Genomic DNA, 17,456 nt, shown 5'->3' with positions numbered 1-17,456 from the left:
TAACTTCCTAGGTTTTGGGGTTTAGTGTTTTTTCTAAATCTAATGATTCAAAAATGTTCAGTGCAGCGGTAAAACCGGTGCTAATCAAAGAGCTACTTAGATACTCTCTTCGGCTAACCATATTGCTAAGTAGGTGCAATATTTGGATTAGGGATAGTCGTCGGCTTTGATCAAGCTCCCATGAAGGTTCTACTTCGATTTTGTTGCCTTTTAGCGCAGAAAGAAGAGGCAGTTTTAAGTCTTTAAATTCCTGTTGATGTTTCAAAACTAAGCAGCTTAATGCTCTGATTCTTCGCCGGTTTTTATCAGTCTCGACCTGCGTACGTCTCTCTGATGACAAGCCAACTACGTGACGATGATGTAATAAGTGACACGGTCTAATTCTCGATGAATAACTTGCTGCTGATAGAGCACACACGTCAGGGATCCTTGCTTTGCTCTCTAAAGGTTTCTGCAACAAACTGCTATGCTCTGTAGATATAAATATGCTTGGAATTACTTGTCTACTTTCCACGTGAAGAACGCCTTTTATAGCTAAATTCTGTAATGATAAATTTGAGAACTAGATAACTAGGTGTTATTCAGCGTCACTTTCTATCAGGCTGCGTTTAATAACTGCAGTAAATCGATTGTCAGTAGAATTGGCAGACACTAATACCCAGCCTTGACTGTTCATATAATTGAGCGCATCCATTGGGGAGTTAAAGGATAGGGTTTTACCTCCTTCATCTCTAAGTAGGTCTTTATTTTTTATGCCGATTTTAAGCGCTTGACCGAAGTCTACTTCTACTTTCCATTGAGTAAGGCTGAGCATTTTTCCCGAAGCGATGACCATCGCATATTGTTCAGTTTGGTTTGATCTAGACGTAGGTTTTGGTGACTTAGCAGCCAATGCAGTCGTGCACATGGCAAGTGTCAGTAAAGGGGTTAGAAAAACTTTATGAATGGCTTTCATGGCTGCCTCCAGTAATCTCGGGCTCAAAGTAAGCACGTTGTGTGCGATTGAGGCTTAGATTACTAGAGGGCTTTTCCATGATTCGGAAAGGGTTGGTGTGAATTGTATGAATTATGGATGTAACTTTGGGTTAATTAGTCTCCGTTGACCCCATCGCGTTTTTTCAAAGACGCATAGAAGTTAGAGAGAAACTCTATGTCCTCTTTTGGTGCCGCTAACATGAGATCGAGAAACTTTAGCGTACTTGCTGAAAGCGGGAGTTGACCGCCATGTAGACGCTCTAACTGAGTCATTGGGAACAATTGCAGTAAGCTCACATCGAGCGCTTTGGCAATTCGAAAAAAATCCAAAATGGTGAAGTGACTCTTCGCTTCTCTATCCATTTTCTCATAAAGAGCAGAACGGCCAATGTCCGCCTTTTTCGCCAGCCCGTTTTTAGATAGCCCTTCTTGAACCATGAGCGCCTCGATTCGCTCTATGACCATTTTTCGAAATACCGTCTCTTCTACGCCAAAAAACTCGAATCCTTCCGTTTCTATTTCTGCCATCGTGTTTGTCCGTTTTTCTGGAATTAATCTCTTAATGGTATCTGAATTTCGGAAATTTGAAATGATAATTTAATAGCCAGACACGAAGACACATACCGTCTCAACTGATTAACCAAATATATAAGGGTAAACACCATGCTAACGACGAAACGCGCAATTCTTGCTACTGCACTTGCACTCTCTGGCGCAGCTCAGGCGATTTCTCTTGAGCCTGCTCCAGGCCTGGATGTGAACCAGCCTTACTATGCTCCGCAAACATTTGTGCAGCAGGAAAGCCTACCTATTGTGGATATCCGCGGTGTAAAGCCAGCAGACTACGCTGAGCTATTTGAAAAGCAGGTAGGCGACGAAGTTCGACGTGGTATTAAGGAAGCGCGGTACGTTTATAAGCTAGCAGGGATTGATGTTGTCGAGTTTGAGAAAAACTCAATTAAGGTGTTGGAAAACTCACGAAAGTTAAACCCAGAATATTTTGAAGTCGTTGAAGCACTAGCCAAAGTGGGGGGCATTTCACTGGAAACCATGTTCACTCTATCGCAGCTAGATGCAGCGTTTGCGTCGGCAGTTCAGTCTTCGCTGAGTGGATGTACAACGGTAAGTTTCGCTGGTACGGGTGTTGTTGGTCAAGTAAATGACACGCCATCACTTTCTGGGGGTAACTATTGGGTATTGCAAGCGGATGATTATGTACAAGTGATGGCATCTGGGTTCTATGGCTCAGGTCAGACGCTTGGTAAAGATATTGGCGTCGTGATTAACTTTCAAGGCACCGACTCAAAAGGTGTTGGGCTTGAAGCAGACAGCGCTATTGAGCTAGGTGCACTTCAAAATTATCTCGTGCGAAATGCTAAGAATGTTGATGATGCAGAAAAGATCCTCGACCAATACCGCACAGTGGTCGCTTCTCACTTTAACTTTGCTGATAGTAACGGTAATACCGTTGGCGTTGAAATGCTTGATGGTGAGAACTATGTGATTAAGCGTCCTGCTGGTGTTGGCCATGCGAACCACTCTGAGCGTCCGGGTGTGATGCAAGCCTTCGCAGAATCGGTTGGTTTAGGTGAAAAAAGTATACAACGCACGGTTGCAACAGCATACACCGAGTGGCGTGCAGAGTTTGCACAGCAGTTCATCGACAACACGCCTGAGGGCAATGTTGATGCCGCTAAATATGTCTTGAATACCAAACCAATCGCGCAGCATGCTGCCTATGGTTCTGATTTCATCTCGACACTGACAGCAGTCATGGATGCTAAAGAGGGTTGTATGGAAGTGGCTCCAGGAGTGGGTGACTGGAATGACTTCCAACGAGTATGTCTTGAGAAGTAATTCCAAATTCGACTGGTAAATCTGAATAAGGTAGTAACGCGCAATCCTTCCTAGGTTTGCGCGTTTTTAGGGGTTGAAGATGAAACTTGCATTGGTGATGTGGTTTAGCGCCACCTTGATGGTTGGGTGTGCTAGCACGCCTATTGAACATCAGGATTCATACGAACTCTGCCAATCGCTTGCTTATGGCTACGATGAGGCGGTGGTTCACGAACTAGAGAGAAGAGGGAAGTCTGCCACCGATAGAGAATGCGGAGATGCCCAACGTGAAATGATAAAAGAAGTCGAGGCTAGGCGTTTTCTATGGAGTGTGGAGCACTCACTGAGACATGAAGTGGATTAGATTTTTGTTCCGTTTTTTCTGCCGGATATTTGTTTGTAGGTAGCTTCAAAAGAAGCGTAACCTAGCTAGAACAGCCCTTTCAAAGGGCTGTCTTTCTATCTATCAATACTCAGGTGTCTCTAACAAACGAATGGCACTTTCTACTGCCGCATTCATTGCCTGATCATCTTCAAACTTACCTGAACCAGCAGGGCCAAGCACGCTCGCAAAAAGATCGGCTTGTTTATTAAAAGGCAGATCTAACTGTTCATAAAGGTTTTGTCTGATTTCAGCATGCTCTTCTGGCATTTTGTTAGAGAGGCTAACAAGCGTTTGATAAATTAACTCTTTCATGGTGTATCCATTTTCTTTTTTACTACGGGGGAGTGTGATTGTAGCGGGCTTGAGAATGAGTTTCTTATGCAACTGTCACACTACTGGCTGTCAACATGAAACTGTTCGCACGTTTTTAACTAGGGTTTGCCTCATGGTCAGCATAATGCTTTGATATTTAGTTCATAGATGGATACTGGGTGAAGCGCGATGAGTGTTGTTTACAAAGTGAGTTCTGTTTTGTTATTGGTGCTATTGTCATATTCAAACCATTCCTTCGCTATTGAAGCTCTTGGGCTGCTAAGGGAAGATGGTTCAAAGCTTCAATACTACTTGAAAAAGACTACCCAAACCCACCATGACTTGCTGATACTAGTTCAAGGTTCAGACTGCAACAGCGTAGCTCGGAACTCCCGAATAAATAAAGAATTACCAAATATACTCCCCGGTGCCGATGTACTGACTGTCGAAAAATATGGTATCGATGCAAGCGTCCCTCGGAGTGATGAGATTGAGAGAACGGACTGTCCTAAAACTTATATTGACAATGACTCTCCGGAGCAGCGTGTCAGTGACTATTTACAAGTGTTAGCCCATATAGAGGCAAACCAACATTACAATACAGTGGTGGTGGTTGGAGGTAGTGAAGGTGGGTTAATTGCGAACATGCTAACAGCGAATTCCGACCTTATTTCCTATACCGTTTCTATAAATAGCGGTGGAAGCCAGTTTCTTGATGATGTCATTCATAGCATTCGTGTGAGCGCACCAACGGATGAGGCGTTTGAACAAGAAAAGCAGGGTTTCTTAGGGTTTTACAATCACATACTTAGTAGTGAGCCCTTTGATCTGGCAATGAGTAATCATGGCTACAAATGGTGGAGTGAGGTATTCGCCATTGACCAAACTGAAGTACTTAAACGGATTGATACGCCGGTATTGTTGATTCAAGCTGGTCAAGATGAAAGTGTCTCGGTTGATTCGGCTATTAAAATGGCAAAAGAATTAGCGGTCAGCAAACCCAATATCGCGTTCAAACTGTACTCTGATCTTAACCATGGATTGAGGCGACCGGCGGGAGATGATGCTTTTAGCCAAGTGATTGAAGATATCCAAGCCTGGTTAAAACAACAGCCGTTGCAATAGAATGATGGGTTTGACTTACATACCACGATAGCTTGGCCCACCGCCACCCTCTGGTGCTGTCCAGTCGATATTTGCTGATGGATCTTTTATGTCGCATGTTTTGCAGTGCAGGCAATTGGTTGGATTGATTTGTAATTGTGGCTGTCCATCGGAATTAAGTATCTCGTAAACACCCGCAGGGCAGTAGCGCTGACTGGGTTCATTGTATTGGGGGAGATGGGTTTCGATTACTAACGAAGGATCGCGCAGAAGAAGATGACACGGCTGGTTTTCTTCATGCTGCGTGCCAGAGAGAAACAATGAGGAAGGCTTGTCAAAGCTAAGCTCTCCGTCTGGCTTGGGGTAGTCGATGGGCTTAGACTGTTCGATTCGATCAAGGCAGGCATGATCTTTTGTAAGATCCAGCACTTTCCATGGTACAGACCTATTGAATAGCTTCGGCCACCAGTTTTGTTCGAGCACATTTAAAAGCCCACCAACGGGTTCACCGAACCGATGAAGGTTGGCACCAAAGTTCTGAGTGCTCGCCAGCTCATCATAGAGCCACGACGCTTCAAACTCACTTTGATAGTCTGCCTCACGATCTGATTTTGAGACTGTTAGAGATTTAAATACTGCTTCTGCCGCCAACATGCCTGATTTCATAGCAGTGTGGCTACCTTTAATTTTGCCCATATTGAGCGTGCCGGCATCACAGCCTATTAGCAGGCCACCGGGAAATTGCTGTTTCGGTAGTGAACGCAGTCCGCCCTTGGCGATGGCTCTTGCTCCAAAACATAATCGCTCACCACCGGATAAAAACTTGGCAATCGCACGATGGTGTTTAAAACGTTGAAACTCTTCAAAAGGGTTGAGATTCGGATTGTGGTAATTGAGATCGACAATTAAACCGACTGCAATCTGATTATCGGGTAAGTGATATAAAAAGCTACCGCCTGTGGTTCCCGTTTCACTGAGGGGCCAACCTAAACCGTGGACAACGCTTCCTTGTTTATAATGCGGATGGTCTTTTGGCAGTTGCCAAAGCTCTTTAAAGCCAAGCGCATAGTGCTGTGGTTGCTTGTTATGGTTGAGGGAAAATTTGTCGATGAGTGATTTTCCGAGGTGACCGCGAGCACCTTCCGCAAAAATCGTGTACTGAGCGATGAGGTCAATACCAGACTCGAAGTTAGGCTTTTTCTCTCTATTTTTGTCTAGACCCATGTCCGCGGTTTGAACGCCAATCACGGTGTTATTTGAATCATATAAAACCTGACTCGCTGCGAAACCAGGAAAAATTTCGACTCCTAACAGCTCAGCTTGATCTGATAACCATCGACATAAATTTCCGAGACTGATTGCGTGGTTGTCTGAGCGGTTCTTTAAGCTGTTCGGTGTCAGTACTTCAGGTATTACAACGTGATTGAGGTGAGTGGTGAGATACAAGCACTCATCATTGGTGACGGGGTTTTTCACTGGAGCACCGAGGCTTGCCCAATCGGGAAGCAATTCATCCAAAGCGCGAGTTTCAAACACGGCTCCAGAGAGTATATGCGCACCGATTTCAGCCCCTTTTTCTATTACACAGATGGAAAGAGTCTGTCCTTGCTCCTGCTGCAATTGAGCTAATCGGATAGCAGCAGAGAGCCCAGCGGGGCCTGCGCCTACAATCACCACGTCAAATTCCATTGATTCTCTTTGCATGTTGTACACCTTGGTTGCCATCCATCGGTTCTTAAAGATGTTACGTATAACTATAGTGCAGTTGACGTAAACGTAAACTTAGCTAAGCTCAATTTATAACCACTTTATGGTGTTTGTGCTTGAAACAGGAGGGTGTATGAAGGTATTAGTGGCGGTTAAACGTGTCATCGATCCCTATGCAAAAATCCGAGTAAATGCCGATGGGTCTGGGGTTGAAACCAGCAACATGAAGATGTCGATGAACCCATTTTGTGAGATTGCTGTTGAAGAGGCAATTCGACTGCGTGAGGCTGGTGTAGCAACAGAAATTGTAGTGGTCAGCATTGGCGATAGTGCGGTTCAAGAGACACTTCGTAATGCTCTCGCCTTAGGGGCTGATCGCGCTATTCATGTTGAAACCGAGTCAATGCTAGAGCCTTTAGCGGTTGCAAAAGTGCTCAAGCAAGTTATGTCACAAGAATCGCCTCAGTTGGTGTTAACGGGCAAGCAATCTATTGATACCGATAACAACCAAGTTGCCCAGATGCTCGCCGCTTTGACTGATCGCTCACAAGGCACATTCGCATCGAAACTTATCATAGAAGGTGAATCAGCGTTGGTAACAAGAGAAGTGGATGGCGGACTGGAAACATTGAGTTTGCAGTTGCCAGCGATTATCAGCACTGATTTACGTCTCAATGAACCAAGGTATGCCTCTCTACCCAACATAATGAAAGCGAAAAAGAAGCCGCTAGATGTCGTTCCCATTGAATCATTAGCGGTTGATATTCAAGCGCGTCATCAGGTGTTAGAAGTGATGGCACCGAAATCTCGCGCAGCGGGTCAATCGGTAGCGAGTGTCGACGAACTGGTGGATAAGCTCCGCAATGAAGCCAAAGTACTTTGAGTAAGGGGAGGATAAATCATGGAGACTAAAACACTGGTTATTGCCGAGCACGTTAATAACAATATCGCGGCGGACACGTTGAAAACACTCTATGCTGCAAGGAAGATTGGCGGTGATATCTCTGTTCTTGTAGTTGGCCACCAAGTTACAGCAATGGCGGAAAGCTTATCAAAGGTGGAGGGAGTAACGCAGGTATTCCGTGTCGATAGCGCGCAATTCACACATCCCACCGCTGAAGATGTTGCTCCTATCATTGTGGAGTTAAGCGAGGCGTTTACTCATTTTCTCGCACCCGCAACAACATTTGGCAAAAATCTGATGCCGAGAGTGGCCGCGCTGCTTGATGTTGGGCAGTTGTCAGACGTGATTAATATCGAATCACCAGATACTGTTATTCGCCCAATTTATGCGGGTAACGCATTAGCTCGTGTAAAGTCGAACGACTCTAAGTTGGTAATGACGATTCGTGGCTCAGCGTTTGATTCAGCTCGTGAGGATAGCCAGGAAAATACATCAGTTGAAGTGCTAGAGCCACAGGCTTCTCACCAAATTCTGGCTAGCTTTGTAGATTCTCAACAGACGATATCAGAGCGTCCCGACTTGTCGTCGGCAAAAGTAGTTATATCAGGAGGTCGAGGTCTAGGCAGTAAAGAGAATTTTGCTTTGGTTGAGCGCTTAGCCGACAAGCTGGGTGGTGCCATTGGCGCATCAAGAGCAGCGGTCGACGCAGGTTTTGTTTCTAACGACCTGCAAGTCGGTCAGACAGGCAAAATTGTTGCTCCTGAGCTCTATATTGCCATTGGTATCTCCGGAGCTATTCAACACATGGCGGGGATGAAGGACTCGAAGGTTATCGTGGCGATCAATAGTGACCCAGATGCGGCGATCTTTGAGGTGGCAGATTATGGGTTAGTTGGAGACTTATTCGAGATCATGCCGGAGCTGATTGATAAGCTGCCTTAGCCTATCTTTCATTGTTCAAACACACCACCTGCAAGGGCTAAGCTTTGTTGCAAGCAATCTTAGCCTTCTTCTTTGTCGCTTTCCTTTAATGTTTTGGCGGCGTAGCGAACCGCAAAAACACACATCAACATCATGATGAAGGGTATCGAAGCCAAAGACATTTCGACCCACGAATACTCAGCGAAGAACTTCGACAACAAAAGATGTGACACTATGTTGAGAACAGCGATAGCGATTGCGACAACGAGTAGCTTTGATTCTCTATTCAAAACGAGTGGTTTCCTCCCTATATTAATACCATCGAATTGGAGCGGGTGTTCCAATTGCTTCGAAGGCAGCGACTATATCATACGGACGACGGCGGTTTCGTGATGGTGCAAATACTTTGAGTTATCGATGCTTGCCGTAGGCGTTTGTGAAGCGCAACATGTTGAAAATATGTTGAAATGCTAAGGGAAAACGATGTCAGGAATTACCGATTTAGAACAGCTACTCGCATCAATGGAGCCAAGTTTAGTCGACGGTGAATTTGTGTTTTGTTCCGTTGAAGGATCACTGGCAGAGTACCTTATGCTCGATATCTTAGGTTCGTTTAAAGAACAGGAAGGTTTGACATTAATACTTCCAAAGCTTCAGGCAGAGCAAGCTGAGCTCGATTATGAAGGGCTGTTTAGAATGATCACCTTGAACGTTCACTCCAGTCTTGCGGCGGTCGGCTTAACGGCAGCGGTATCCAAAAAACTTGCGGAACGGGATATTAGCGCCAACGTGGTCGCGGCTTATTATCATGACCATATCTTTGTTCAATCTTCCAAAGCAGATGCGGCGCTCGCTGCGCTTAAGGAGTTCCTTAGTGAGTAAGTCAATTCGGGTAAAAGCAGTCTGTATTTGTCGACAGGATAGAAAAATATTGCTCGCTGAAGGCTATGATCCGACCAAAGATGAGCACTACCTTATGCCGATTGGAGGCGGCGTTGAGTTTGGAGAACTCGCAGAACAAGCGGCTATTCGTGAAGTTCGTGAAGAAATAGGAGCGGATGTTTTTGGATTACGTTTATTGGGTGTTAGTGAGAATAGGTTCATGTTCGATGGCGTTCCAGGGCATGAAGTGGTCTTTGTCTTCGAAGGCAAACTAGAAGACTCAGAGCTAATGAACAGAGAATATTTTAAAGGTATAGAAACGAACGGCGTTGAATTTACCGTAAGATGGGTGCGCGAAGACTATGTTATCAATGGATCTATTCCTGTTTACCCAGACGGTATTCTGTCTATGTTACAAGAGATGAGTTGATGAAAAGGACATTCAATGAAATACGATGAGTTTAATGAGTATTGTGGTTCCCTTACGGCAACCTCCCATGTTGTTCAGTGGGGTGACGCGCATGTGTGGAAAGTGGGCGGAAAGGTGTTTGCGATTGGTGGCTGGAGTAAGGAGGGGAGTGAGGCTTATATCTTCAAAACTTCGGATCTCAACTTCGATTTTCTCTCAGATAACGAAGGATACCGACCGGCACCGTACTTTGCCAATCGTGGAATGAAGTGGATTCAGCAGACAGATACCAGCGGTCATTTAGACGAGGAGCTGCGCTACTACATCAGCGAGTCATACAAAATTGTGTCTATGGGGCTGAGTAAGCGAAAGAGAGTGGAGCTAGGGATCGTTGTGGAGTGACTCACAAAAACACTCAGACAAAGTCATCTCTACAAACCCTAAAAACGCTGTACGAAATTCCCTTTTGCAAGGGAATGACGGGCACACTGAGAGTGCCCAATGCGCCTAGTTAACCTTGCTGTAAGTGCTCCACCAACACCTTAACGAAGCGAGCGGCTTCACCACCTGTACACGCCCTATGGTCAAAAGTTATCGAAAGCGGTAACGCTTTAACTCCAACCGCTTGCCCATCCAGAATAATAACCTTCTCAATAATTCGACCCGCACCCACGATCGCGACCTGAGGTGGCGTCACCACTGGTGTCGCGAATATCCCAGCGATAGCACCAAAGTTAGAAAGCGTGATGGTGGCGTGTTGCAACTGCTCTCTTCCAATGCGTCTGGCTCTTATGCCTTGGACGGTTTCATTTAACCAGTGGCGGATGCCTGCTTGATCGTATTCATTGGCGTTTCTGAGCACTGGGACATAGAGCCCATGGCTACTGTCTACGGCAATACCAATGTTTACGTTGGAATGGACGCATCGGGTCATGGTTTCTGCATCGAACCACGCATTCAGTGCCGGCTCTGTTTGGCATGCATGCACCACGGCTTTGATGAGTCTTCCTGAGATGTCTTCGTCATTTTGCCAGTTGTCTAGCATGGCTTCTTCGGTGATAGTGACAGAAGCAACGGAGTGGTGCGACTGCGCCATGGTACCAACCATGGTTCGACGTGCGCCTTTGAGAACTTCCGTGCCGGGGGCTTGTTTGTCTATTTGATCGTAAATGTCATTGTCTGTGATCACGCCATCTTGGCCACTGCCTTTGACGCGCAGTAGATCAATTCCGAGCTTTTTGGCTAGAAGCCGAGCAGAGGGCATGGCTGTGATCGAGTTCTCCTCGGCGTTATGGTGTGCTGCGCCGACCCAAAAGTCATCGACTTCGACATGATGAGTATGGCTGGAGACATTGCCAACCACAGTTGCAGCATCGTTGGTGTTTGATGAACCATTGAGGCTAGCGCCTTCCGTGACCGCCTCTTCGATTTCAATCAATAGGCTGCCAATACTGATGACATCACCTTCTTCGCCATAACGTTTGACGATTTTTCCGCTGTACGGCGCGGGGACTTCGACAACGGCTTTAGCGGTCTCAACGGTAAGGATGACTTGGTCTAAATCGACATCGTCGCCGACGTTCACATGCCACTCGACAATCTCCGATTCAGCGAGTCCTTCCCCTAAGTCTGGTAGCAAAAATGACTTCATTTCCAGCCCTCCACTAGCTCTCTTGCTGCTTGTACGATGTCGGCCTCTTGGATCAAAAAGTAGTCTTCGTTTTTGTAGTAAGGCATCACGGTATCAAGGCCTGTTACTCGTTTAGGCGGCGCTTTGAGCATGCACATGGCTTGCTCTGAAGTGCGAGTAATAATTTCAGCGCCTACGCCGCAACTTCTGCTTGCTTCATGAACTACAAGCAATCGACCCGTTTTCTCAAGTGACTTTAGTATCGTCTCCATATCAATGGGTTTGATGCTAGCTAGATCAATAACTTCCACCTCGATACCTGCTTTAGATAGTGTATCTGCTGCCTGAAGTGACTCAACAACACAGGCTCCCCAAGTCACGAGCGTTAAATCCCGTCCTTTTCGAAGGGTGTAGCAAGTATCAAGAGGCAGGGCTTCGCCATTATCAACCACATTTGATTTAACGGTGCGATAGATACGTTTGGGCTCAAAGAACATCACGGGATCGTTGCAGCGTATCGCCGACAACAGCAAGCCATAGGCTCGTTGTGGTGATGACGGAATAACGACCCTAAGCCCCGGAATATGCGCAAACAGAGCTTCGACACTTTCGGAGTGATGCTCTGGCGCATGTATGCCACCACCAAATGGCGCGCGAAAGACAATTGGGCAAGACAGACGCCCGCGGGTGCGATTACGCATTCGGGCAGCATGACAAATGATGTGTTCCATCGCAGGAAACACGAACCCTTGAAACTGGAATTCAGCAATAGGTCGAAGGCCTTGAGTCGCCATGCCCACAGCAACGCCGCCGATGAGCGCTTCGGCGAGCGGTGTATCGATAACGCGTTTCAGCCCAAAGCGTTCTTTAAGGCCAACTGTAGCTCTGAATACGCCGCCGTTATCGCCAACATCCTCTCCAAGCAGTACTACGCGTTTGTCTCTGCCCATTTCATGATGGAGAGCTAAGTTCACCGCATCGACCAGTGTGGACTCCACTGAGGCGATAGGGCTTGCTAGGGGCTCAATATGCAGTTGATCAGCCATGTTGTCCTCCTTGCATGCGCATCGATTTGTTGATGAGCTCATCGCGTTGTGGGCGAAGTTCTTTGGTTGGTTGCTCGTAGAGATAATCAAAGGCGGTTTCTGGTGCTTGGGGTGGGGTATTGAGATAGCGAGCGACGGCTTCCTCAACCTGTTTTTTGCTTTCCGTGATAAGCAGATCTTCATCAGAATCTTGCCACCATCCTTGCGATTCCAAGAAGGTTTTCAGTCGTTGAATGGGCTCATATTCCCATGCGGTATCAAGTTCGTCGTCACTACGATAACGAGTTGCGTCATCGGCAGTGGTGTGATCGCTGAGTCGATAGCTTATAGCTTCAATAAGAGTTGCACCTTTGCCTTTACGTGCATTGGAAATAGCGATGCTGATAGCATCTAACATGGCGATGACATCGTTACCATCGACTTTAAGCCCGGGAATACCCGCGCCTTGTGCCTTGTCTGCGAGAAATTCCGCTCCGCATTGCAGTGCCCTCGGGACTGAGATTGCCCATTGGTTGTTGTTCACTACAAACACCAAAGGGATGTTCCAAGCCCCTGCGCAATTAATGGATTCTAAAAAGTCACCTTTTGAAGTGGCGCCATCGCCGCACGTCACCAACGCGACATCGTGATTGCCTTTAATCTTTAACGCAGCAGCAACACCGACGGCGTGAGTACATTGCGTGGCTATTGGGACACAAAAAGGGAGGTCGGTACATGGGTTATCACTATTGGTGAACTCAAAATCGCTACCGCGTTCGTCACCGCCCCAATATTGTAGGTTTTTTTCCATGGGAATGCCGCGAACCCACATGGCAGGCATGTCGCGATAGTAGGGAATGAAAACATCTCGGTGAGAAAGGGCGTGGCCAATGGCGATACCTATTGCTTCGGCACCAAGGTGCGAAGGGTAGGTACCGAGTTTGCCGGTGCGTTGAAGGGCAACGGCTTTAGCATCGTACGTTCTTGCGACTACCATGTCGCGGTACAGCTTCTTTAGGGTTGCTTCGTCAGCCCAATCGGGTAGAGAGCTAACTAAGTGTCCTTGGTAGTCGATAAAACGATGCATGGGTAATGCTTGTACGTTCATCTCGAACTCCTTTTCACATACTCTGGATAAGAGTGATGTCGATAAGGCTGAAACCAGTACGTGTTTATACGCAATGTTTCAAACGCTTGGATACTATAAGTGTAAACAAATTGTTAAATTTTGCTTCAAAAGAGAAATGGATTTTTAGTAAATAAAACCTTACAGGACTAATCTTTAGATGTTAAATGCTAACATATGACTTATTACTAGTTTAATATTCTGGTTTTTAAAGGGTGAAATCTTTCGAACTGAAATATGATACTGAATGAGAGCTTGGAGAAAAACGAATAAAGTGATCGAGGTTTGGGCAAAAAAGGCCAATGTAGTTGGCCTCTTTATCGTTTGATGACAGAAGGGCGGTTACAATGTCACTTCTTCGCAGAGCTCTAAAGGCAGTCCGTCTGGATCTTGGAAGAAGGTGTAGCGCTTACCTGTATATTCATCGATTCGAATGGGCTCAACAGCAACCCCGTGACTGACCAGCTTGCTCACAGCTTGGTCAATATCATCAACTACAAAGGCAAGGTGCCTTAACCCTTGTGCTTCAGGAAAGCTTGGGCGTGGCGGCGAGCCAGGAAAAGAGAACAATTCTATCTGTGTTCCATCTGGTAATTCGAGATCGAGTTTATAAGAATCACGTGCCTCGCGGAAGTTCTCTGCCAATACGCTTAACCCCAAAACTTCGGTATAGAAATGCTTCGACCTTGGGTAATCAGAACAAATGATGGCGATGTGATGTGTTCCTTTGAGCATAGTCGGATCCTAGTTGTGTTTGATAAGTTTAGAGGGCAGCTCGCGGGCTACATAGTCTATGAAGACGCGCAGTCTTGCCGGCATGTACTTGGTCTGGGCATACTGCATTGCAATCGCCCCATGGTAGTTACTTTTTATAGTCCAATCAGGAAGTACGGGGACTACGCTTCCATCATCAAGTGATTCTTTTATCACGAAGTCATGAAAAATACCGATACCCAGACCCTGTTTCACACCACTAAGACGCATTTGAGAGTGGTTAATGGCGTAGCGACCGGACACAGTGACCGTGTGAAAATCATCATCTTTGAGAAAATCCCATACATTGTCTCTATCTACTTCAGCCAAATAGAGGCAGTCGTGATGTTCGAGTTCGCTAGGTGAAGTAGGCAGGCCATTGGCAGTGATGTAATCTGGACTGGCACAAAGCACCAAGTTTGTTGGACCCAACTCTTTCATCACTAGGTTCTCGTCGGGCTTGTCTGTGAGTTTGAACGCAACATCGATACCTAAATTGAGCAAGTCATAGTTGCCATCAATAGCACGCACCTTGAGCTGGAGCTCTGGATATTGCTGCAAAAATGGGGCGATAAATGGCTGCAGTACAGAGTTTAGAAAGGCTTCTGGTGCCGCAATGGTGAGAGAGCCACTTGGTTCAGCATGATCCGATTGAGAGACTTCAATGGCTTGCTGAGCGGCGTTAACCATGAGTACGCTTTGATCATAAACCTTTCTTCCAGCCTGAGTAATGACCAGCTTTCGAGTGGTTCGCTCAAACAGCTTTACTGATAGGGCGTTTTCAAGTCGAGTGATTGTCTTGGAGAGTGCTGAGGGTGTGACACCTAACTTCTTGGCTGCAGCGGTAAAACTGCCTTCGTTGACCACCAAAATATACGATGCTAAGTCGGGCAGCAGAGCAATAAGCTTCTGGCTAAACATTATTCGTGCCTCAGATTCACTAATGGTTTTCCATGTTAAGGGATAATCGTTTGCAGCACAATGAACTAAAATGATGGCATTCGTGAAATACAACCAATCAATAGAATTTGGCTGTCTCATCCCCTACATAACCTATTGATAAATAGGATTGAAAAAGGAATCTACTATGTCTGCTTCGTTTTATAAGCAAATCCAAGATCAGATTGAAGAAGTAAAAGCGGAAGGTTTGTACAAGTCTGAGCGTATCATCACGTCTCAACAACAAGCCGCTGTTGAAATCTCAACTGGTGAAGAAGTTCTTAACTTCTGTGCGAACAACTATCTTGGCCTTGCGAACCACCCAGCACTTATCGAAGCGGGTAAGGCGGGCATGGATAAAAATGGTTTCGGTATGGCGTCGGTACGCTTTATCTGTGGCACTCAAGACATTCACAAAGAGCTTGAGCAGAAGCTGTCTACATTCCTAGGTAAAGAAGACACGATTCTTTACACGTCTTGTTTCGATGCAAACACTGGTCTGTTCGAAACTATTCTAGGAAAAGAAGATGCAATCATTTCTGACGCACTAAACCATGCATCTATCATCGATGGTGTTCGTCTATGTAAAGCGATGCGTTACCGCTACGCGAATAACAACATGGCTGAGCTTGAAGAGCAACTTATCGCTGCGACTGAAGCAGGTGCTCGCCACAAGCTTATCGTGACTGACGGCGTTTTTTCAATGGATGGCGTAGTCGCAAACCTTCCAGCTATCTGTGATCTTGCTGACAAGTACGGCGCACTGGTTATGGTTGATGATTCGCACGCTGTAGGTTTTATGGGCAAAAACGGCGCAGGTACTCACGAGTTCCACGACGTGGTTGACCGTATCGACATCATCACTGGTACGCTAGGTAAAGCAATGGGCGGCGCGTCAGGCGGCTATACTTCTGGTAAGAAAGAAGTGATTGATTGGTTGCGTCAGCGTTCTCGCCCATACCTATTCTCTAACTCAGTAGCACCGGCAATTGTTAACGCATCTATCCGCGTTCTAGACCTGCTACAAGAGAGTGGCGACCTTCGTGACCACCTTTGGGAAAACGCGGCACACTTCCGTACTCGTATGGAAGGCGCGGGCTTTACTATGGGTGGTGCAGACCACGCGATCATTCCAATCATGCTAGGCGATGCGAAAGTTGCAGCTGAGTTTGCTGAGCGTGCGCTAGAGAAAGGCATCTATGTCATTGGTTTCTCTTTCCCAGTGGTACCTAAGGGTCAAGCACGTATCCGTACTCAAATGTCAGCAGCACACTCACGTGAGCAACTAGACCGTGCTATCGATGCGTTCATCGAAGTGGGTAAAGACATGGGTCTTATCAAGTAATCGCTCTCTCATTGATTTTTTGCCCTGAGCTTTTGGCTCGGGGCGCAGTTTGGTAAATATTATGAAAATCAAAGCACTTTCAAAGCTTAAGCCAGAACAAGGCATCTGGATGACCGAAGTAGACAAGCCTGAGCTTGGTCACAACGACATCCTAATCCGCATCAAAAAGACCGCTATTTGTGGTACTGATGTCCATATCTACAACTGGGATGAATGGTCACAAAACACGATTCCTGTACCTATGGTCGTAGGACACGAATATGTGGGTGAAGTCGTTGGTATCGGTCAAGAAGTCCGCGGCTTTGAAATTGGCGATCGTGTATCTGGTGAAGGCCACATCACTTGTGGTCACTGCCGTAACTGTCGTGGCGGTCGTACTCACCTATGTCGCAACACAGTGGGTGTGGGTGTTAACCGCACGGGTGCATTCTCTGAGTACCTTGTTATCCCTGCGTTTAACGCGTTTAAGATCCCAGAAGGTATCTCTGATGACCTAGCGTCTATCTTTGACCCGTTTGGTAACGCGGTACACACAGCGCTTTCTTTCGACCTAGTAGGCGAAGACGTACTGATCACTGGTGCGGGTCCAATCGGTATTATGGCAGCAGCGGTTGCAAAACACGTTGGTGCTCGTCACGTGGTTATCACAGACGTAAACGAATACCGTCTAGACCTTGCTAAGAAGATGGGTGTAACGCGCGCAGTTAACGTAGCGAATGAAAACCTAAAAGACGTGATGGCTGAACTAGGCATGACGGAAGGCTTCGATGTAGGTCTAGAAATGTCTGGCGTACAAGCCGCATTCAGCTCAATGCTAGAAACCATGAACCACGGTGGTCGTATTGCACTTTTAGGTATTCCACCATCAGATATGGGTATCGACTGGAACCAAGTTATCTTCAAAGGCCTTGTGATCAAAGGTATCTACGGTCGAGAGATGTTCGAAACTTGGTATAAGATGGCGAGCTTGATTCAATCAGGTCTAGATCTAACACCAATCATCACTCACCACTACAAGGTTGATGACTTCCAAGAAGGCTTCGATGTTATGCGTAGCGGTCAGTCTGGTAAAGTTATTCTCGATTGGGAATAGTGTGATTTAGGTAAAGTGTCGTTCATATGGACGACACTTTCACTGAGAACACCACGACTGTACGCTAATCAGTTATTACCTTGTCTATCCTTTGTGAAGACGACATTTGA

Annotated in this window: 21 protein-coding genes; 10 read left to right on the top strand and 11 right to left on the bottom strand. The window is 46.3% G+C overall.

The window, feature by feature from the left end:
• Nucleotides 1-7: 7 nt before the first annotated feature.
• The 3 genes from ACVA6Q_RS05300 to ACVA6Q_RS05290 all read right to left on the bottom strand — a co-directional run bounded on the left by ACVA6Q_RS05300 (nucleotide 8) and on the right by ACVA6Q_RS05290 (nucleotide 1,503).
• Nucleotides 8-265 carry a hypothetical protein gene (locus ACVA6Q_RS05300; RefSeq protein WP_446646771.1) on the bottom strand — a complete coding sequence of 86 codons (258 nt, stop codon included), beginning with the start codon at nucleotides 263-265 and terminating at the stop codon, nucleotides 8-10.
• 312 nt (nucleotides 266-577) lie between these two features.
• Nucleotides 578-955 carry a hypothetical protein gene (locus ACVA6Q_RS05295; RefSeq protein WP_446646770.1) on the bottom strand — a complete coding sequence of 126 codons (378 nt, stop codon included), beginning with the start codon at nucleotides 953-955 and terminating at the stop codon, nucleotides 578-580.
• A 134-nt stretch (nucleotides 956-1,089) separates the two neighbouring features.
• Complete coding sequence (locus ACVA6Q_RS05290) at nucleotides 1,090-1,503, bottom strand: helix-turn-helix domain-containing protein (protein WP_446646769.1); 414 nt, start codon at nucleotides 1,501-1,503, stop codon at nucleotides 1,090-1,092.
• Nucleotides 1,504-1,638: 135 nt separating this feature from the next.
• Between ACVA6Q_RS05290 and ACVA6Q_RS05285 the strand changes: the two genes are divergently transcribed.
• Together ACVA6Q_RS05285 and ACVA6Q_RS05280 are read left to right on the top strand one after the other, a co-directional pair.
• Nucleotides 1,639-2,832, top strand: coding sequence for a C45 family autoproteolytic acyltransferase/hydolase (locus ACVA6Q_RS05285; RefSeq protein WP_446646768.1), 1,194 nt, complete (start codon nucleotides 1,639-1,641; stop codon nucleotides 2,830-2,832).
• A gap of 79 nt (nucleotides 2,833-2,911) precedes the next feature.
• Nucleotides 2,912-3,175, top strand: a complete 264-nt coding sequence (locus ACVA6Q_RS05280) for a hypothetical protein (RefSeq protein WP_446646767.1) — start codon at nucleotides 2,912-2,914, stop codon at nucleotides 3,173-3,175.
• A gap of 102 nt (nucleotides 3,176-3,277) precedes the next feature.
• Here ACVA6Q_RS05280 and ACVA6Q_RS05275 read toward each other — a convergent pair whose 3' ends face one another.
• Complete coding sequence (locus ACVA6Q_RS05275) at nucleotides 3,278-3,508, bottom strand: PAS factor family protein (protein WP_446646766.1); 231 nt, start codon at nucleotides 3,506-3,508, stop codon at nucleotides 3,278-3,280.
• Nucleotides 3,509-3,697: 189 nt separating this feature from the next.
• Here ACVA6Q_RS05275 and ACVA6Q_RS05270 point away from each other — a divergent pair, with 189 nt between their 5' ends.
• On the top strand, nucleotides 3,698-4,633 hold the full coding sequence (locus ACVA6Q_RS05270) for a prolyl oligopeptidase family serine peptidase (protein ID WP_446646765.1): 936 nt from the start codon (nucleotides 3,698-3,700) through the stop codon (nucleotides 4,631-4,633).
• Between the two features lie 15 nt (nucleotides 4,634-4,648).
• Here ACVA6Q_RS05270 and ACVA6Q_RS05265 read toward each other — a convergent pair whose 3' ends face one another.
• A complete protein-coding gene (locus ACVA6Q_RS05265) occupies nucleotides 4,649-6,337 on the bottom strand; it encodes an electron transfer flavoprotein-ubiquinone oxidoreductase (RefSeq protein WP_446646764.1) in 1,689 nt (562 codons plus the stop codon).
• A 115-nt stretch (nucleotides 6,338-6,452) separates the two neighbouring features.
• Between ACVA6Q_RS05265 and ACVA6Q_RS05260 the strand changes: the two genes are divergently transcribed.
• A complete protein-coding gene (locus ACVA6Q_RS05260; protein ID WP_446646763.1) occupies nucleotides 6,453-7,202 on the top strand; it encodes an electron transfer flavoprotein subunit beta/FixA family protein in 750 nt (249 codons plus the stop codon).
• Between the two features lie 18 nt (nucleotides 7,203-7,220).
• Nucleotides 7,221-8,165 carry an electron transfer flavoprotein subunit alpha/FixB family protein gene (locus tag ACVA6Q_RS05255; protein ID WP_446646762.1) on the top strand — a complete coding sequence of 315 codons (945 nt, stop codon included), beginning with the start codon at nucleotides 7,221-7,223 and terminating at the stop codon, nucleotides 8,163-8,165.
• Nucleotides 8,166-8,224: 59 nt separating this feature from the next.
• Here the strand turns inward: ACVA6Q_RS05255 and ACVA6Q_RS05250 are convergent, their stop codons facing one another.
• A complete protein-coding gene (locus tag ACVA6Q_RS05250) occupies nucleotides 8,225-8,434 on the bottom strand; it encodes a hypothetical protein (protein WP_112462747.1) in 210 nt (69 codons plus the stop codon).
• 193 nt (nucleotides 8,435-8,627) lie between these two features.
• On the opposite strand from ACVA6Q_RS05250, the gene ACVA6Q_RS05245 reads away from it, so the two are divergent.
• The 3 genes from ACVA6Q_RS05245 to ACVA6Q_RS05235 are packed head-to-tail and all read left to right on the top strand — an operon-like array spanning nucleotide 8,628 to nucleotide 9,837.
• Nucleotides 8,628-9,026, top strand: a complete 399-nt coding sequence (locus tag ACVA6Q_RS05245) for an ACT domain-containing protein (protein WP_446646761.1) — start codon at nucleotides 8,628-8,630, stop codon at nucleotides 9,024-9,026.
• Nucleotides 9,019-9,456 (top strand): NUDIX hydrolase, encoded by a 438-nt coding sequence (locus ACVA6Q_RS05240; RefSeq protein ID WP_446646760.1) that lies wholly within the window; start codon nucleotides 9,019-9,021, stop codon nucleotides 9,454-9,456. Before ACVA6Q_RS05245 ends, ACVA6Q_RS05240 begins: the two co-directional genes overlap by 8 nt.
• Before the next feature lie 15 nt (nucleotides 9,457-9,471).
• A complete protein-coding gene (locus ACVA6Q_RS05235; protein WP_446646759.1) occupies nucleotides 9,472-9,837 on the top strand; it encodes an MmcQ/YjbR family DNA-binding protein in 366 nt (121 codons plus the stop codon).
• Between the two features lie 109 nt (nucleotides 9,838-9,946).
• On the opposite strand, the gene ACVA6Q_RS05230 is transcribed toward ACVA6Q_RS05235, so the two are convergent.
• From ACVA6Q_RS05230 to ACVA6Q_RS05210, 5 genes are all read right to left on the bottom strand, one after another.
• Nucleotides 9,947-11,086, bottom strand: a complete 1,140-nt coding sequence (locus ACVA6Q_RS05230; protein ID WP_446646758.1) for a dihydrolipoamide acetyltransferase family protein — start codon at nucleotides 11,084-11,086, stop codon at nucleotides 9,947-9,949.
• Nucleotides 11,083-12,111 carry an alpha-ketoacid dehydrogenase subunit beta gene (locus tag ACVA6Q_RS05225; RefSeq protein ID WP_446646757.1) on the bottom strand — a complete coding sequence of 343 codons (1,029 nt, stop codon included), beginning with the start codon at nucleotides 12,109-12,111 and terminating at the stop codon, nucleotides 11,083-11,085. Before ACVA6Q_RS05225 ends, ACVA6Q_RS05230 begins: the two co-directional genes overlap by 4 nt.
• A complete protein-coding gene (gene pdhA, locus ACVA6Q_RS05220; RefSeq protein WP_446646756.1) occupies nucleotides 12,104-13,198 on the bottom strand; it encodes a pyruvate dehydrogenase (acetyl-transferring) E1 component subunit alpha in 1,095 nt (364 codons plus the stop codon). Before pdhA ends, ACVA6Q_RS05225 begins: the two co-directional genes overlap by 8 nt.
• Nucleotides 13,199-13,558: 360 nt before the next feature.
• Nucleotides 13,559-13,951: an SMU1112c/YaeR family gloxylase I-like metalloprotein gene (gene gloA2, locus ACVA6Q_RS05215; RefSeq protein WP_418642976.1), complete on the bottom strand. Its 393-nt coding sequence runs from the start codon at nucleotides 13,949-13,951 to the stop codon at nucleotides 13,559-13,561.
• Nucleotides 13,952-13,960: 9 nt separating this feature from the next.
• On the bottom strand, nucleotides 13,961-14,890 hold the full coding sequence (locus ACVA6Q_RS05210) for a LysR family transcriptional regulator (protein ID WP_446646755.1): 930 nt from the start codon (nucleotides 14,888-14,890) through the stop codon (nucleotides 13,961-13,963).
• 166 nt (nucleotides 14,891-15,056) lie between these two features.
• Between ACVA6Q_RS05210 and ACVA6Q_RS05205 the strand changes: the two genes are divergently transcribed.
• Nucleotides 15,057-16,253 (top strand): glycine C-acetyltransferase, encoded by a 1,197-nt coding sequence (locus ACVA6Q_RS05205; RefSeq protein ID WP_353499221.1) that lies wholly within the window; start codon nucleotides 15,057-15,059, stop codon nucleotides 16,251-16,253.
• Between the two features lie 61 nt (nucleotides 16,254-16,314).
• Nucleotides 16,315-17,346 (top strand): L-threonine 3-dehydrogenase, encoded by a 1,032-nt coding sequence (gene tdh / locus ACVA6Q_RS05200; RefSeq protein ID WP_418642975.1) that lies wholly within the window; start codon nucleotides 16,315-16,317, stop codon nucleotides 17,344-17,346.
• Nucleotides 17,347-17,456: the final 110 nt, after the last annotated feature.

The organism is Vibrio sp. DNB22_10_4, assembly GCF_052879755.1.
This window is presented reverse-complemented; position numbering and strand designations above follow the sequence as displayed.

What these genes read in the sequence shown, in the direction of transcription:
- ACVA6Q_RS05270 (WP_446646765.1), top strand. Translation starts at nt 3,698, where the DNA reads ATGAGTGTTGTTTACAAAGTGAGTTCTGTTTTGTTATTGGTGCTATTG.
- pdhA (WP_446646756.1), bottom strand. Translation starts at nt 13,198, where the DNA reads ATGAACGTACAAGCATTACCCATGCATCGTTTTATCGACTACCAAGGA.
- ACVA6Q_RS05210 (WP_446646755.1), bottom strand. Translation starts at nt 14,890, where the DNA reads ATGTTTAGCCAGAAGCTTATTGCTCTGCTGCCCGACTTAGCATCGTAT.
- ACVA6Q_RS05260 (WP_446646763.1), top strand. Translation starts at nt 6,453, where the DNA reads ATGAAGGTATTAGTGGCGGTTAAACGTGTCATCGATCCCTATGCAAAA.
- ACVA6Q_RS05295 (WP_446646770.1), bottom strand. Translation starts at nt 955, where the DNA reads ATGAAAGCCATTCATAAAGTTTTTCTAACCCCTTTACTGACACTTGCC.
- ACVA6Q_RS05265 (WP_446646764.1), bottom strand. Translation starts at nt 6,337, where the DNA reads ATGGCAACCAAGGTGTACAACATGCAAAGAGAATCAATGGAATTTGAC.
- ACVA6Q_RS05290 (WP_446646769.1), bottom strand. Translation starts at nt 1,503, where the DNA reads ATGGCAGAAATAGAAACGGAAGGATTCGAGTTTTTTGGCGTAGAAGAG.
- ACVA6Q_RS05285 (WP_446646768.1), top strand. Translation starts at nt 1,639, where the DNA reads ATGCTAACGACGAAACGCGCAATTCTTGCTACTGCACTTGCACTCTCT.
- ACVA6Q_RS05205 (WP_353499221.1), top strand. Translation starts at nt 15,057, where the DNA reads ATGTCTGCTTCGTTTTATAAGCAAATCCAAGATCAGATTGAAGAAGTA.
- ACVA6Q_RS05230 (WP_446646758.1), bottom strand. Translation starts at nt 11,086, where the DNA reads ATGAAGTCATTTTTGCTACCAGACTTAGGGGAAGGACTCGCTGAATCG.
- ACVA6Q_RS05275 (WP_446646766.1), bottom strand. Translation starts at nt 3,508, where the DNA reads ATGAAAGAGTTAATTTATCAAACGCTTGTTAGCCTCTCTAACAAAATG.
- ACVA6Q_RS05280 (WP_446646767.1), top strand. Translation starts at nt 2,912, where the DNA reads ATGAAACTTGCATTGGTGATGTGGTTTAGCGCCACCTTGATGGTTGGG.
- ACVA6Q_RS05235 (WP_446646759.1), top strand. Translation starts at nt 9,472, where the DNA reads ATGAAATACGATGAGTTTAATGAGTATTGTGGTTCCCTTACGGCAACC.
- gloA2 (WP_418642976.1), bottom strand. Translation starts at nt 13,951, where the DNA reads ATGCTCAAAGGAACACATCACATCGCCATCATTTGTTCTGATTACCCA.
- tdh (WP_418642975.1), top strand. Translation starts at nt 16,315, where the DNA reads ATGAAAATCAAAGCACTTTCAAAGCTTAAGCCAGAACAAGGCATCTGG.
- ACVA6Q_RS05225 (WP_446646757.1), bottom strand. Translation starts at nt 12,111, where the DNA reads ATGGCTGATCAACTGCATATTGAGCCCCTAGCAAGCCCTATCGCCTCA.
- ACVA6Q_RS05255 (WP_446646762.1), top strand. Translation starts at nt 7,221, where the DNA reads ATGGAGACTAAAACACTGGTTATTGCCGAGCACGTTAATAACAATATC.
- ACVA6Q_RS05245 (WP_446646761.1), top strand. Translation starts at nt 8,628, where the DNA reads ATGTCAGGAATTACCGATTTAGAACAGCTACTCGCATCAATGGAGCCA.